The 12,866-nt window shown below is 63.5% G+C and carries 16 protein-coding genes and 1 pseudogene; 3 read left to right on the top strand and 14 right to left on the bottom strand.

The window, feature by feature from the left end; translation table 11 throughout:
* Window positions 1-60 precede the first annotated feature (60 nt).
* The gene (rsgA, locus tag AC0L24_RS01295) at window positions 61-1,071 is read left to right on the top strand and encodes a ribosome small subunit-dependent GTPase A (protein WP_473563336.1); all 1,011 of its coding nucleotides are present in this window, start codon (window positions 61-63) and stop codon (window positions 1,069-1,071) included.
* A gap of 26 nt (window positions 1,072-1,097) precedes the next feature.
* On the opposite strand, the gene AC0L24_RS01290 is transcribed toward rsgA, so the two are convergent.
* Complete coding sequence (locus AC0L24_RS01290) at window positions 1,098-1,631, bottom strand: sterol desaturase family protein (protein ID WP_127811100.1); 534 nt, start codon at window positions 1,629-1,631, stop codon at window positions 1,098-1,100.
* 173 nt (window positions 1,632-1,804) lie between these two features.
* Here AC0L24_RS01290 and AC0L24_RS01285 point away from each other — a divergent pair, with 173 nt between their 5' ends.
* The gene (locus AC0L24_RS01285; RefSeq protein ID WP_127397441.1) at window positions 1,805-2,275 is read left to right on the top strand and encodes an NUDIX hydrolase; all 471 of its coding nucleotides are present in this window, start codon (window positions 1,805-1,807) and stop codon (window positions 2,273-2,275) included.
* A gap of 10 nt (window positions 2,276-2,285) precedes the next feature.
* Here AC0L24_RS01285 and pobA read toward each other — a convergent pair whose 3' ends face one another.
* The 6 genes from pobA to pcaD are packed head-to-tail and all read right to left on the bottom strand — an operon-like array spanning window position 2,286 to window position 7,098.
* Complete coding sequence (gene pobA, locus AC0L24_RS01280) at window positions 2,286-3,458, bottom strand: 4-hydroxybenzoate 3-monooxygenase (protein ID WP_127811101.1); 1,173 nt, start codon at window positions 3,456-3,458, stop codon at window positions 2,286-2,288.
* Window positions 3,458-4,510 carry a 3-carboxy-cis,cis-muconate cycloisomerase gene (locus tag AC0L24_RS01275; RefSeq protein WP_127811102.1) on the bottom strand — a complete coding sequence of 351 codons (1,053 nt, stop codon included), beginning with the start codon at window positions 4,508-4,510 and terminating at the stop codon, window positions 3,458-3,460. The genes pobA and AC0L24_RS01275 overlap by 1 nt, the downstream gene beginning before the upstream one ends.
* Window positions 4,511-4,529: 19 nt before the next feature.
* Entirely contained in the window at window positions 4,530-5,144 is a 615-nt protein-coding gene (gene pcaG, locus AC0L24_RS01270; RefSeq protein WP_127396354.1) for a protocatechuate 3,4-dioxygenase subunit alpha, read from the bottom strand.
* Complete coding sequence (gene pcaH / locus AC0L24_RS01265) at window positions 5,144-5,899, bottom strand: protocatechuate 3,4-dioxygenase subunit beta (RefSeq protein ID WP_127318461.1); 756 nt, start codon at window positions 5,897-5,899, stop codon at window positions 5,144-5,146. The genes pcaG and pcaH overlap by 1 nt, the downstream gene beginning before the upstream one ends.
* On the bottom strand, window positions 5,889-6,296 hold the full coding sequence (gene pcaC / locus AC0L24_RS01260; protein WP_127318459.1) for a 4-carboxymuconolactone decarboxylase: 408 nt from the start codon (window positions 6,294-6,296) through the stop codon (window positions 5,889-5,891). The genes pcaH and pcaC overlap by 11 nt, the downstream gene beginning before the upstream one ends.
* Window positions 6,289-7,098 carry a 3-oxoadipate enol-lactonase gene (pcaD, locus tag AC0L24_RS01255; RefSeq protein WP_127811103.1) on the bottom strand — a complete coding sequence of 270 codons (810 nt, stop codon included), beginning with the start codon at window positions 7,096-7,098 and terminating at the stop codon, window positions 6,289-6,291. The genes pcaC and pcaD overlap by 8 nt, the downstream gene beginning before the upstream one ends.
* 92 nt (window positions 7,099-7,190) lie before the next feature.
* On the opposite strand from pcaD, the gene pcaQ reads away from it, so the two are divergent.
* Complete coding sequence (gene pcaQ, locus AC0L24_RS01250; RefSeq protein WP_127396356.1) at window positions 7,191-8,108, top strand: pca operon transcription factor PcaQ; 918 nt, start codon at window positions 7,191-7,193, stop codon at window positions 8,106-8,108.
* Window positions 8,109-8,130: 22 nt separating this feature from the next.
* On the opposite strand, the pseudogene AC0L24_RS01245 reads toward pcaQ, so the two are convergent.
* The 7 genes and pseudogenes from AC0L24_RS01245 to AC0L24_RS01215 form a co-directional block, all read right to left on the bottom strand.
* Window positions 8,131-8,304, bottom strand: a pseudogene (locus AC0L24_RS01245) (FAD-linked oxidase C-terminal domain-containing protein); the annotation flags it as partial.
* Window positions 8,305-8,421: 117 nt separating this feature from the next.
* A complete protein-coding gene (locus AC0L24_RS01240) occupies window positions 8,422-9,681 on the bottom strand; it encodes an ABC transporter substrate-binding protein (RefSeq protein ID WP_127396357.1) in 1,260 nt (419 codons plus the stop codon).
* Between the two features lie 48 nt (window positions 9,682-9,729).
* Window positions 9,730-10,158, bottom strand: coding sequence for a DUF4440 domain-containing protein (locus AC0L24_RS01235; protein ID WP_127266587.1), 429 nt, complete (start codon window positions 10,156-10,158; stop codon window positions 9,730-9,732).
* A complete protein-coding gene (locus tag AC0L24_RS01230; RefSeq protein WP_127811104.1) occupies window positions 10,155-11,210 on the bottom strand; it encodes an aldo/keto reductase in 1,056 nt (351 codons plus the stop codon). Before AC0L24_RS01230 ends, AC0L24_RS01235 begins: the two co-directional genes overlap by 4 nt.
* A complete protein-coding gene (locus tag AC0L24_RS01225; protein WP_127270671.1) occupies window positions 11,207-11,560 on the bottom strand; it encodes a TIGR04076 family protein in 354 nt (117 codons plus the stop codon). The genes AC0L24_RS01230 and AC0L24_RS01225 overlap by 4 nt, the downstream gene beginning before the upstream one ends.
* The gene (locus AC0L24_RS01220) at window positions 11,561-12,043 is read right to left on the bottom strand and encodes a DUF3830 family protein (RefSeq protein ID WP_127270673.1); all 483 of its coding nucleotides are present in this window, start codon (window positions 12,041-12,043) and stop codon (window positions 11,561-11,563) included.
* Entirely contained in the window at window positions 12,040-12,774 is a 735-nt protein-coding gene (locus tag AC0L24_RS01215) for a GntR family transcriptional regulator (protein WP_127811105.1), read from the bottom strand. Before AC0L24_RS01215 ends, AC0L24_RS01220 begins: the two co-directional genes overlap by 4 nt.
* Window positions 12,775-12,866: the final 92 nt, after the last annotated feature.

Genomic DNA, 12,866 nt, shown 5'->3' with positions numbered 1-12,866 from the left:
CTGCCAGGGATACTCTCCGATGTCCGCGACGCCGTGGTCAAAGCCGTGACGGACCACTCCATGCCATCGCTTGCCGGCCTGGGCTGGACGGATTTTTTTGGCGACCAGCTCGAACCCGACGACGCCGATCTTGTCCCGACGCGGATCGCCACCGTCCACCGCGATCGCCTGACCGGCCTGTCCCAGGCAGGGCCGGTCGATCTGACGCTGCCGGCGCAGGCGAACACCGGCGACTATGCGGTCGGCGACTGGGTACTGGTCGATGGGCATGAACACCTTGTGCAGCGCCGCCTGGTCCGCAAGACGGTGCTGGAGCGCCGCACCCAGGGCGGCAGGGTGCCGCAGCTTGCCGCGGCCAATGTCGACACGCTGTTCATCGTCACCTCTTGCAATGCCGACTTCAATCCCGCCCGGCTCGAGCGTTATCTGGCACTCGCCAATGAGGCCGGAACGACGCCAGTGATCCTGCTGACCAAGGCCGATACCGCTGAAGACGCCGAGACATATGCAAGGCAGGCTGCCGCGTTGCAGCGTGGATTGCCGGTCGTGACGCTGAACCCCCGGACATCGGATGCGGCAACCATCCTGGCTGCCTGGTGCGGTGTCGGCCAGACGGTGGCGCTGATCGGCTCCTCCGGCGTCGGCAAATCGACGCTGGTCAACACGCTGGCCGGATCGGGGCAGCAATCGCCGCAGCAGACCGGAGGCATACGCGAGCACGATGCCAAGGGACGCCACACCACCACGTCGCGATCGCTGCACGCCATTGCCGGCGGCGGCTGGGTGATCGACACGCCGGGAATGCGGACGCTGCAAGTCAGCGACGTCGGCTATGGCATCGACACGCTGTTTGCCGAAATCACCGAGCTCGCGCCGCTCTGCAAGTTCCGCGACTGCACGCATGTGCATGAGCCGGGCTGTGCTGTGCAGGCTGCCTTGAAGGCCGGGACGCTCGATCCCGAGCGCCTTGCCCGCTGGCGCAAGCTGTCCGACGAAAACCAGAACAACACGCCGGCTCAGAGCGGACCCCGCGGAGCCAAGTCTCCCGGAGGTCGCGGGAAGAGGCGTTGAACGATTGGGGTTGATCTGGCCTCGGACTAGAGCCGCGCCGTCCCGAAAACGCGATCCCAGAACGCCGACGTCACACCGAAATTGGCCGTTTCCTCGATGTGGTGATGGACCGCGTGGCGACGCTTGAGCGTGTAGAGATAGCTCGGATGCGCGGGATGCCAGTGATGGATCATGTGGTGGATGCTGATGTACCAGAGGTACCCCAGCATCAACCCGCAGCTTACCGCGCTAGCGGTGGCGAAATCCGAGATCATCCATAGCGGCAGGAACGCGACCAGCGCATGCACCCCGAGGCTGAGCCAGGTCGGCGTGCCCACCGAACTGCGCTCCTCGACATGGTGACGGTCGTGCAGGTCCTTGATGTAGGGAATGTGGTGAAGAACGAACCTGTGCAGCACATACTCGATCAGCGTCCAGAGGCCGAGACAGGCGAGGACCGTGCCTATCCAGCCCGGCGCACCCTCTTCGCCGGCTTCGAGCAGCCCGGCCACTGCCAGCACGGCGATTACCAGCGGATACACGACGAAGTCGCTGTAGTAGCCAATAAGACCGAGTTGCATCGTCACCTAGCCTTCGAGCCGCCAAATAGGCGATGGTATCAGATTGCCGGACTCGCGGGTGAGGTGCAATGCAGCCGCGCCTGACATAGCGTCGCAATCCCTTGGTGCAAGGTTCGCGTCAACGATTCAAGGAACCAGTGGCAGGCTGCCGGCTTCGCAGACGGACATATAAAATGGCAAAACGGAGTGCGGGATTGCTGATCCATCGCCGCGAAGACGGTGGTCTCAAAGTGTTGCTGGTTCACCCGGGCGGCCCCTTCTGGGCGAAGAAGGACGATGGTGCGTGGTCGATACCGAAGGGTCTTGTCGACGAAAACGAGGACGAGTTGACGGCAGCGCAACGCGAGACCGAGGAAGAGCTTGGCGTCAAGGTCGATGGATACTTCACTCGTCTCGGCGACTACAGGCAACCGGGCGGCAAGATCGTCTCGGCCTGGTCCGTCGAGGCGACCATCGACATCGATGTGACCTCCATCAAGAGCAACAGCTTCACCATGGAATGGCCGCCAAGGTCGGGATCCCTGAAGGAGTTCCCGGAGGTCGACAGAGCGGGCTGGTTCACCTTGCCCGAGGCCGAGGTGAAAATCCTCAAGGGGCAGCGCCCGATGCTTTTGGATTTTGCCAGGCAGCAAGGCGCTGGATGATCCGCAGCCCTCAATAAGGCAGGCCGACATAGTTCTCGGCGAGCGCGGTCGATGCGGCGCGCGAGTGCACGAGGTAGTCGAGTTCGGCCTCCTGGATGCGTTGCCCGAAATCGCCGGTGTCGGGAAAACGGTGCAGCATCGTCGTCATCCACCAGGAAAAGCGCACCGCCTTCCAGACCCGTGCCAGCGCCTTGCCGGAATAGGCGTCGATGCCATCATGTGACTTCTCGACGTAGAAGTCGCGCAAACCTGCGAAGAGATAGCGCACGTCGCTGGCGGCGAGGTTGAGGCCTTTCGCCCCGGTCGGCGGTACGATATGGGCGGCGTCGCCAACCAGGAACATCCTGCCGAAGCGCATTGGCTCGGCAACGAAGGAGCGCAGCGGCGCGATCGATTTCTCGAAAGATGGGCCGGTGACGACATTTGCCGCGGTCTGCTCCGGCAAGCGGCGGCGCAACTCGTCCCAGAAGCGCTCATCCGACCACGCCTCCACGCGATCGTCCTGGGGGCATTGCACATAGTAGCGGCTGCGATGCGTCGAGCGCATCGAGCACAGCGCAAAACCCCGCTCGTGATTGGCGTAGACCAGTTCGCGGTCGGCTGGCGGCACCTCGGCCAGCACGCCGAGCCAGCCGAACGGATACTGCCGCTCGAAGATTTTTAGGGTACGCTCGGGCACCGATTTGCGGCTGACGCCATGATAACCGTCGCAGCCGGCAACGAAGTCGCAGTCGATGCGATGCGTGACGCCATCCTTGTCATAGGTGGCGAAAGGCGCGGTGCCGTCGAAATCGTGCAGAGCGACATTTGCCGCCTCGTAGATCGTGGTCAGCCCAGCCGCGTCGCGCTTGTCCATCAAATCATGCGTCACCTCGGTCTGGCCATAGACGGTGACATGCCTGCCGTCGGTCAGCGCCTTGAGGTCGATGCGATGCAAGCGTCCGTCGAAGGCGAGCGAGATGCCAGTATGCGGCAGCCCTTCGGCATGCAGCCTTGCCGCCGCGCCGGCCTGTTCCAGCAATTCGACGGTGCCCTGTTCGAGCACCCCTGCCCGCACGCGGCCAAGCACGTGCTCGCGGCTTGCGCGTTCCAGAATGACCGTCTCGACGCCGATGCCGGCCAGCAATTGCCCAAGCAGCAGCCCGGACGGCCCGGACCCGATGACGACGATTTGCGTGCGCATCAGTGGCCGAGACTTTCGACCTGTGCGGCCAGTTCGGCGGCAAGGCGCAGCGACGCTGCCGTTGCGACGACCATCTGCGGCAGCAATAGCCACTCCAGCGTCCATGCAGCACCCGACCGCTCCTGCTCATGCACGAGCGCGTGATGCAGGCCGGCAAGCTGCGTGGCGTTGAAGCGGGCAAGCGCCACCAGCGCTTCGGCCTTCACCGGGTTCTGCTTGTGAGGCATGGTAGACGAGCCGCCACCGCCGGAAAGTTTGATTTCGGTTCCACCTTGCGCCAGCAGAGCGATGTCCTGGCCGAATTTGCCGAGGCTGCCGGTCAGCAGCGATAACCAACCGGCAAAATCGGCGAGAGCGTCGCGCTGGTTCTGCCATTGCGGTGCGTCGCCAAGACCAAGCCTGACGGCCAGGGCTGCGCGCACTGCCTTTCCTTTGTCGCCTAGTTTTTCCAGTGTGCCGGCGGCACCGCCGAACTGCACCACCAGCAAGCGTCTCGACTGTTCCGGCAGCCTTTCCTGATGCCGTTGCAGCGGCCCCTGCCACGCTGCCACACGATCCTGCACTTTGATCTGAATCGCCTTCTGCATACGCGTCATGCCGGTCAGCGCCCTGCCGCCAAAACGCTCTTCGAGCGAGGCGAGGCGCATGACGGTTTCGGTCAACAGCAGATCGAGATGCTCGACGACGGGTTTCAGCCGAAGCATCAGGCCCGTGTCGACGACGTCCTGACTGGTCGCGCCGAAATGCACTTTCTGGCCATGCGGTTCGCCGACCGCCGCCCTGATCTGGCGCACCAACTCCGGCACCATGACGCCGTCTTTGGCGACCCCGGCTCGCAGCAGAGCCGTGTTCGGCCGGAACGTGCCAAGCGCCGCCACGATAGCTGCCTCGGCATCTTTGGAGATTATCCCGTTATCGGCCTCCGCTTGCGACAGCGCCTGTTCAAAGGCCAACATGGCCTCGATTTCCGCCTCGACGGAAAAATGCCTCGCCGCTTCTTCGTCGCCGAGAAGAGCGGAGAGCAGCGGATGGTCGAAAGGCGATACAGTCATGTCACAGGCCTCCTGAGCATCAGCTATCGAAGAAGACCGTTTCCTTCTCCCCCTGGAGATGGACGTCGAAGACATACATATCGCCTTGGCGCTCGGCGATCAGCGTCGGCACGCGAAGGCGGTGCTCGACCCGCGCAAGGATCGGATCTTCAGCATTGGCCTTTTCCTCATCGGAAAAATACAGTCTTGTGTGCAGGCCGAGATTGATGCCGCGGGCGACGATCCAGAGCGTGATATGCGGCGCCATCAGGCGACCATCGTTGAACGGGACGCGGCCAGGCTTGATCGTCTCGAACGCACACAGGCCGGTGTCCATGTCGGTCGGGCAACGGCCCCAGCCGAAGAAGTTGGGATCGGCCGTGCCGCGCGGTTCTGCCGGCGAATTGTAGAGCCCGTCGGCATCCGCCTGCCAGATCTCGATCAGCGCATCCTTGAGCGGCGTGCCGGTGCCGTCGAGCACCCGGATGCGCAGGCCGATGCGCTCGCCCCTGGTCTTGTCGTTGACCATGGTGGCGCCAAGGTCGGTCGGATAGACACCGCCGATGCCGCAGAAATTGGGTGTCAGCCCGATATGGACGTACGGTCCGGCGGTCTGCGAGGGGCTCTCCCTGAGCCGGTCGAGCGACTGAGCCATCAATTGCCCTCCAGCCTGTTTTCGAACCGCGACGCGCGGCGCCCGCGCAGAACGATGTCGAACTTGTAGGCGCGCGCGTCGAAGGGGATCGTCGCTTGCATGTCGAGCGTTGCGATCAGCGTCTCAATGGCCGCCTTGTCGGGGATGCCGCGCACGATCGGGCAGTGCCAGATCAGCGGATCGCCCTCGAAATACATCTGCGTGATCAGCCGCTGCGCAAAGCCGTGACCAAAGACAGAGAAATGGATGTGCGAAGGCCGCCAGTCGTTCGGCCCGTTCGGCCAGGGATAGGGACCGGGCTTGACGGTACGAAACGCATAGAAGCCATCCTCGCCTGTAATAGTTCGGCCACAACCGCCAAAATTCGGATCGAGTGGCGCCAGATAGCCATCCCTCTTATGGCGATAGCGGCCACCGGCATTGGCCTGCCAGAACTCAAGCAGCGCGCCGGGCACGCCAACGCCGCGTTCGTCGAGCACCCGCCCATAGACGAGGATGCGCTCACCGAGCGCGCTCTCGCCGGGCCTGGCGAAATTGTGGATCAGGTCGGCGTCGAGTTCGCCGAGCATGGCGTGACCGAAGACCGGGCCTGCAATCTCCGATAGCGTGTTGTCGAACGACAGCGGCGCCTTTTGCGGTGAGCGCAGCACCGAGGTTTTATAGTTCGGCGTCAGAGCCGGCGGATGCCATGTCCGGTCGCGCTGGAAGAAGGCGCCGGTCTCGGGCCTCCGGGTCGAGCCGGACTCAGCGGGCATTCTGGCTCCCGTCCATTTCCGAAAACACCTCCTTGGCGATCTTGAAGGCACGGTTGGCGGCCGGCACGCCGGCATAGATGGCGACATGCAGGAACGCCTCGCAGATGTCGTCGCGCGACGCACCGGTGTTGGCGGTGGCGCGCACATGCATGGCGATCTCCTCATCATGGCCGAGTGCGGCCAGCAGCGCCAGCGTGACGATCGAACGCTCACGCTTGGTGAAGCCCGGCCGCGCCCACACGGTTCCCCAGGCAGCCTCGGTGATCAGCTCCTGGAAAGGCTGGTCGAAATCGGTGGCGGCGATTTCGGCCCGGTCGACATGCCGGTCGCCGAGTACCGAGCGCCGCACCGCGAGCCCCTTGCGATATCTGGCTGCGTCGCCGGGGACTTCATCCATGAGTTTCTGCTCCAGGGGCAAGCGACGCGATAAAACTGCGGATTAGGGCGACCAGCGCTTCGGGTTGTTCGACGCAAGGAATGTGTCCGGCGTCGCGGATGATCTCGAAGCGCGCGGCGGGGATCAGCTCGGCCAGCGAGCGGACGAGATCGGGCGGCGTCGAGCCATCCTGGTCGCCCGCGACACAGAGTGTCGGCACCGCGATGCGGCGTGCGGCATCGGTGAAATCGGCATCGCGAACGGCAACGCAGGTCCCGATGTAACCGGCGAGCGCTTGCCTGGTCATCATGTTCCTATAGCCGTCGAGCTCGGCTGGACGCGCCGCGTGGAAGGCGGGGGTGAACCACATTTTGAGCACGCCATCGGCAATCGCCTGGATGCCCTTGCTTTCGACCGTTGCGATGCGTGTGTTCCAGCTGTCCGTCGTGCCGATCTTGTGCGCCGTGTCGCAAAGGATCAGGCCTTCGACGATTTCAGGTCGCCTGGCATAGAGCCCCTGCGCGATCATGCCGCCGACCGACAGGCCGCACAGCACGACTTTGCTCAATTCGAAATGATCGATGAGGCCCGAGAGATCATCGACATGATCGTCGATCGACCTGATGTCGCCGATGTCGGACAGCCCGTGACCGCGCTTGTCATAGACCAGCAGCGGCATTTCACCATCGAGCGCCGAGACAATTTCGTCCCAGATCCGGAAGTCGGTGCCCAGTGAATTGATGAATATGATAGGGCGCGCATTGCCGCTCGCCTTGATGTGGCGATGGTGCAGCGTGATGCCGCCGATGGTGAGGAATGGCACGGTTTCGGTCCTTTGCCCCCACATTGCACAAGGCGTTTGGTTCAGTAAAATGATATTTTGCGTCGTTTCATTAACTCATGGGTTATTAATTCATGTCTGAGAGCCGGATCCGGTTCCGCCATTTGCAGGCATTCCTGGAGGTCGCGCGGCAGGGAAGCGTGGCACGAGCGGCTGACTTGCTGCATGTCAGCCCGCCGGCAGTGACCAAGACATTGCGCGAGCTGGAAGGGGCGCTGGGGGTTGCGGTGGTCGAGCGCGACGGCCGCGGCATCCGACTGACGCGCATCGGCGAGATCTTTCTTCGCCATGCCGGAACGGCGATCACGGCACTCAAGCAAGGCATCGATTCCGTCCGCCAGGACGGAGCGGTCAGCCGGCACCCGATCCGCATCGGCGCGCTGCCGACAGTGTCGGCGCGGGTGATACCGCTCGCCATGGGTCTGTTCCTCGAGGAGGACACAGGTGCGGCGATCAAGATCGTCACCGGCGAGAACGCCGTGCTGCTCGAACAGTTGCGCACCGGCGCGCTCGATCTTGTCGTCGGACGGCTGGCGGCGCCGGAAAACATGACCGGCTTCTTCTTCGAGCACCTCTATTCTGAACCGGTGCTGTTCGTGGTGCGAGCCGGACATCCGCTGCTCGATCCGGGACAGGATGTGTTCGCACGGCTCGACGAATTCCCGATGCTGATGCCGACGCGGGAATCGGTCATCCGCCCCTTCGTCGACCGCCTGTTCATCACCAACGGCATGACGGCGCCGGCAACCGAGATCGAAACCGTCTCGGACTCCTTCGGCCGCGCCTTCCTGCGGCAAAGCAATGCCGTCTGGATCATTTCGGCTGGCGTCGTTGCCAATGAACTCGGCAGCGGCGCCTTCGTCGCCCTGCCGGTCAACACCGAGGAAACCAAGGGACCGGTCGGCCTGACCATGCGGACCGACACCGCGCCCTCGCCGGCCTTTTCCATCCTGCTGCAGACCATCCGCGAAGCGGCAAGGCAAAGCGGCTGATGCGTCAGGCTGTGCGGGATCGTCATCGGCAGAAGGCAGTCGGGTCGAGGTCGAAGACCCGTCCCGGATTGAGGATGTTTCTCGGGTCAAGCGCTGCGTTCAGCCGCCGCATCGTGGCGATCTCGGCGTCGCTGCGGACCAGATGCAGCCACTTCTTCTTGTCGAGACCGATGCCATGTTCGGCCGAAACGCCGCCTGCCGGGCAAACGCTCGTCCACGCAAAGCGACGTCGTCCGTGTCCGTCGGCAATGTAAAACAGGACAATCGTCCGGTATCGATCACGATGGATCGTGATCGATACCGGAGAGTTGTCTTACTGAAGCTTGGCTTGCAGCGCGTTGACATCGTCGGTGGTCATTTCACCGTCCGTTGCCACCTTGCCGTCGACGATCTTCCACAGGCGGAACGGGCCGGTGATGTCGCCATATTTATCGAAGGCGACAGGGCCGATGACACCTTCATAGCGGATCGGCTTGCCGTCCTTGATCAGGCCGAGCGCCTTGGCGAATTCTTCCTTGCCGGCAAAGATCGGCGTGCCGGTAGGATCGACGGCCTTGTACATCGCGTCCTTGATCTTGGCCGGATCCTCCGAACCGGCGATGGCGATGGCCAGACCAACAATCGCGCCGGCGTCATAGGAGCGGTCGGCCGCCGGATTGGTCGGTTCGATGCCGGAGAATTCCTTGTAGTTCTTGGTGAAATACTCCGTCGAGGCCGTCGGGCTGGTGCCGGAGGACGTGCCGTAGGCTTCCTTCAGATAATCGGCGCCGACGGATTCGATGAAGTCCGGGCTGTTCATGCCGTCATTGAGCAGGAATTTCTGCACGCCGCCCTGCGAGATCCAGGTACGGGCGACCGTAGCGCCGTCGACCGGCGTGCTGACGAGGTAAAGACCGTCCGGTTCGCCGGCCATTGCCGCCGTGACTTCCGAGGCATAGCTCGACTGCTTCTCATTGTAGGGCGTGTCGGAGACGATGGTGCCGCCGAGCGCTTTGTAGGCACGTGAGAATTCGGCCACCATGTTGACGCCGAAATCGTTGTTGACATGGATGATCGACAGCTTCTTGAAACCCTTGTCGACGGCGTATTTGGCGGCGGCGACGCCCTGCAGCGCATCCGAGGTGATGGTGCGGAAGAAGATGCCGTTGGTCTTGCCGTCGCGGCCGAGCGCGGTCAGCGTCGGCGAGGACGAAGCCGGCGAGACCTGGACGATCTTGGCTGGTGCGGTGACCGAAGTCAGGATCGGGATCGACACCGAGGAGATGATGCCGCCGATGATGACCGGCACCTTCTTGACCTGAACCAGCTGGGTGGCGGCGTCAACGGCGACGTTGCCCTGGCTCTGGCTGTCGCGCGTGTCGGTGACGAGATCGCAGCCGCGCACACCGCCGGCTCCGTTGATGTCGCGGAAGGCCATCTCGACCGACTTGGCGCCGGCCTGGCCGTATTCGCCGGCCGGGCCGGTCAGCTCCATGACGAGGCCGACGGTGATCTTGCAATCGGCGGCTTGCGCAGCACCCGCCATCGTGACGAGGGCGAGCGCGGTGGTGAGTTGGAGTATCGTCTTTGTCATTGTTGTTCCCCTTTCGTTACTCGACTGTATTTGAATTCTGGAGCCTGTTCAGCGTTCCGGCACCTGCAGCCAGGTCTCATGCAGATGTCGCCATTCAACGCCGTTGGGCGCCGATGAACTGGTGGTGAAGACGGCACTGGACTGGCGGCGGCTGTGCTTGCCTGCGCGCAGCTGCGCTTCGACATAGAGGACGACGATGGTATCGGCGTCCTGCCAGCCGGGCCGGATGTCCTCGATCGAAATGGCAAAACCATCGTCGCAGGAAGCGCGGCTTGCGCGGACATGATCGATGACCGCTTCGCGGTCGAGGATCTGCCCGTCCGGCGCCACCATGCTGAGGTCTTTGCCCATGGCGCGTTCGAAGCGGCCGAAGTCCACCGTGTTGGCGCGCGCAGCGACGAACCAGTCGACGAAGAAGCGGTGCAGGTCGATGATTTCGGCGCTGGCGCGTGAAAACAGGGAGGGCTCGTCGCTCATTTCTTCCCCGCATTGAGGTTGTAGTGCATGATTGAGCCGTGACGGCCGTGACGGTCGCGCTCCAGCGTGTAGACGTCGCCCTCGAGACCGGTGCCTTGCGCGATGACGGCGGCAATCCGCGCCCGGTCTTCGGCGTCGAGCGCAACGTCCATGATCTTTGCATTGGCCAGCGCATGCGCCTGGTTGCGGGCGCCGACGATGACGGCCGCCACTTGCGGCTGCTCCAGCACCCAGGCGCTGGCGATGGTGGCGATGTCGACGCCGTGGCGGTCGCCAACGGCCTTCAGCGCCTGAAGCAGGTGCTGGAAAAGGCCCCAGCCGCCGAAATCGTCGATGATCAGCTTGTATTTCACCAGCGAGCGGTTTTCGAGCGGCGTGGCCGGTTCGGCCACGCCGAGCCATTTGTCGCTGAGAAAGCCGCCGGCCACCGAGCCATAGCAGAGGAAGCTGACGCCGTGTTTGGCGGCGAGGTTCGCCAAGCTGTTGCCAGGCCGCTGGTCGAGCACCGAATATTGCAGCTGCTGGCTGACCAGCGGTATGCCGGCGGCAAGGATTTCAGCCAGGCGCGGCGTGTCGAAATTGGTGGTGCCGAGATTGCGCACCTTGCCTTCAAGCCGAAGCTCGTCGAGCCAGCCCATCGCCTCGACATAGCGAGGCTGGTCATAATCCCACCAGTGGAACTGAACGAGATCGAGCCGCTCGGTCTTCAGCCGCCGCAATGACTGGTCGACGATGCTCCTGATGTAGTCGCGGCTGATGCTGGCCAGCCGTTCGAGGTCGGGCACCAGCTTGGTGTGCACCTTCATCCGGGCGGCGACATCGAGGCCGCGCTCACTGGCCAGTCGCAGGCGCGCGGCGCCGATCAATTCCTCGACGCCGGTGTAGATGTCGGCGCAATCATAGGTCCAGATGCCGGCATCGAAGGTGGCGATCAGATCGGCCACCGCCTGGCTGCGGTCGATGGCGCCGTGGCCGCCGGCCAGCTGCCAACCGCCGCGGATGACGCGCGAGATGGTGTAGCCAGAGCCGAGTTCGAAGGTCTTGGCACTCATCTCAGGTCATCCTCTTTAGGCAGCGGCACCGCCGTGGTCTCGGCGTGGCTGAACCGCCGCTTGGCCATCCTGACGATCCTCAGCCGGCTGGCGCAATTGGGATCGGGACAAGCGATCTCCGCGTCCGAGGTCATCCAGTCGTTCGGGTGGGTTGGGCGCTGCTTGGCCGCCAGCAGAGGCAAGACGGCGGCGAGCGAATAGATCGAAAAACCCTGCCCTGCCGGCATCGACAGCATCTCGCCCTTAAGTTCGAAATAGTCGCCTTCCTTGGCGCCGCAATAGATCGGCTTGCCCTCCGGGATGACCGCCTCGACGCGAAGATCGAACAGCTCGAAACTGTCGTCGGCCATTCAAGCCTCCATCAGGCTGAAGGTAACATCGCAGGCGCCGTTGCGGCGGATGACACCGCAAGCGGCGGCGAACCGGTCACGCTCTTCGACGCGCACTTGCGCCACCACGCTGCCGGCCAGCCAGCCGATCGGGAACAAGAGCCGCGCGCCCTGCCCGTAGTAGAGGCCGATGTCGAAGATCGCATTGGGATTGCCGCCCCACATGCGTGGCGGCACGTAGGAAAGCACGATGTCGCCCGGCTGCGGCGTCAGCGTCGCGTTCTCGGCCGGCAACGGTTTCGCATAGGCCTGGCCCTCGAGATCGGCCGCGGGAACCGGACAGGAGATTTCCGGCCCCGTCCACATCGCATGGATGCCAGGGACGACACGTGGCGTGCCGAGATAGGCCGAGAGGAAGGCAGCGTTTTCCGGTGCCTTCTCGGGCAGCAGCAGCGCCGTGACGGAAAGCTGCGAGCGCGGCTCGGTGATCCTGATGGCGGTCATGTCTGGTCTTTCGCGGCGGCGGCCTGCAGCTTGCTGCGCAGGAAGGTGAAGGGGCGGCTGATGTCGGCGACAAGCGATTCGCGCGCCGCCTGCGCATCCTGCGTGGACAGCGCCATGACGATGCGGCGGTGATACTGGGCGGTGTCGACTTCGCCGGCCTCCGAGAAGGCATAGATAGCGACGCGGATGCAGGGCCCCGATTGCAGCCACAGGCTCTCGATCATCGGGATCAGCACGGCCGAGCCGCAGGAGCGGTAGATCTTGAAATGAAAGCTCTGATTGAGCGTCACTTCGCGATCGACGTCCTTCTTGTGTTTCAGCGCCCGCATCTCGTCCCATTCGCCGAGAATGGTTTCGATGGTGGCGATCTGGCGCGGGCCCATGCGGGCGGCGGCCAGCGCGATCGCTTCGCCCTCGATCAGGATGCGGGCACGCAAGAGATCATCCAGCCGTTCCAATGTGATCGGCGGCACACGCACCGAACGGTTGGGCAGCGCCTCCAGCGCCTTTTCCGTGATCAGCCTGCCGAGCGCCTCGCGCACCGGCATGGTCGAGGTGACCAAGGCGTCAGCTAGGCCACGGATGGTCAGCACCTGGCTCGGCTCGAACAGGCCGCCGATCAAGGCGCGGCGCAATTCCGAGTAGACGCGGTCCTGCACAGTTTCGCGGCCGACTGGCGCAAGCTGGGCCGCGATCGCCTCGTTGTTCTTTTCGATGGCAGCCTTTTGCATGGAATTCCGTTCTTGGCCGGTTTTCGGCTTGCGGATGAAATTAAAGCCGAATAGCGTGATCAAAGCAAGTGTGATCACAAATCATAATCAGG

The sequence above is a fragment of the Mesorhizobium sp. WSM4809 genome (genome assembly GCF_055811655.1).
The sequence above is the reverse complement of the archived record's forward strand: the minus strand, read 5'-3'. Positions and strand labels throughout refer to the sequence as shown.

Bases quoted from the DNA above. Each gene is read 5' to 3' on its own strand.
- rsgA (WP_473563336.1), top strand. From the start codon at position 61: ATGCCATCGCTTGCCGGCCTGGGCTGGACGGATTTTTTTGGCGACCAG.
- AC0L24_RS01290 (WP_127811100.1), bottom strand. From the start codon at position 1,631: ATGCAACTCGGTCTTATTGGCTACTACAGCGACTTCGTCGTGTATCCG.
- AC0L24_RS01285 (WP_127397441.1), top strand. From the start codon at position 1,805: ATGGCAAAACGGAGTGCGGGATTGCTGATCCATCGCCGCGAAGACGGT.
- pobA (WP_127811101.1), bottom strand. From the start codon at position 3,458: ATGCGCACGCAAATCGTCGTCATCGGGTCCGGGCCGTCCGGGCTGCTG.
- AC0L24_RS01275 (WP_127811102.1), bottom strand. From the start codon at position 4,510: ATGACTGTATCGCCTTTCGACCATCCGCTGCTCTCCGCTCTTCTCGGC.
- pcaG (WP_127396354.1), bottom strand. From the start codon at position 5,144: ATGGCTCAGTCGCTCGACCGGCTCAGGGAGAGCCCCTCGCAGACCGCC.
- pcaH (WP_127318461.1), bottom strand. From the start codon at position 5,899: ATGCCCGCTGAGTCCGGCTCGACCCGGAGGCCCGAGACCGGCGCCTTC.
- pcaC (WP_127318459.1), bottom strand. From the start codon at position 6,296: ATGGATGAAGTCCCCGGCGACGCAGCCAGATATCGCAAGGGGCTCGCG.
- pcaQ (WP_127396356.1), top strand. From the start codon at position 7,191: ATGTCTGAGAGCCGGATCCGGTTCCGCCATTTGCAGGCATTCCTGGAG.
- AC0L24_RS01240 (WP_127396357.1), bottom strand. From the start codon at position 9,681: ATGACAAAGACGATACTCCAACTCACCACCGCGCTCGCCCTCGTCACG.
- AC0L24_RS01235 (WP_127266587.1), bottom strand. From the start codon at position 10,158: ATGAGCGACGAGCCCTCCCTGTTTTCACGCGCCAGCGCCGAAATCATC.
- AC0L24_RS01230 (WP_127811104.1), bottom strand. From the start codon at position 11,210: ATGAGTGCCAAGACCTTCGAACTCGGCTCTGGCTACACCATCTCGCGC.
- AC0L24_RS01225 (WP_127270671.1), bottom strand. From the start codon at position 11,560: ATGGCCGACGACAGTTTCGAGCTGTTCGATCTTCGCGTCGAGGCGGTC.
- AC0L24_RS01220 (WP_127270673.1), bottom strand. From the start codon at position 12,043: ATGACCGCCATCAGGATCACCGAGCCGCGCTCGCAGCTTTCCGTCACG.
- AC0L24_RS01215 (WP_127811105.1), bottom strand. From the start codon at position 12,774: ATGCAAAAGGCTGCCATCGAAAAGAACAACGAGGCGATCGCGGCCCAG.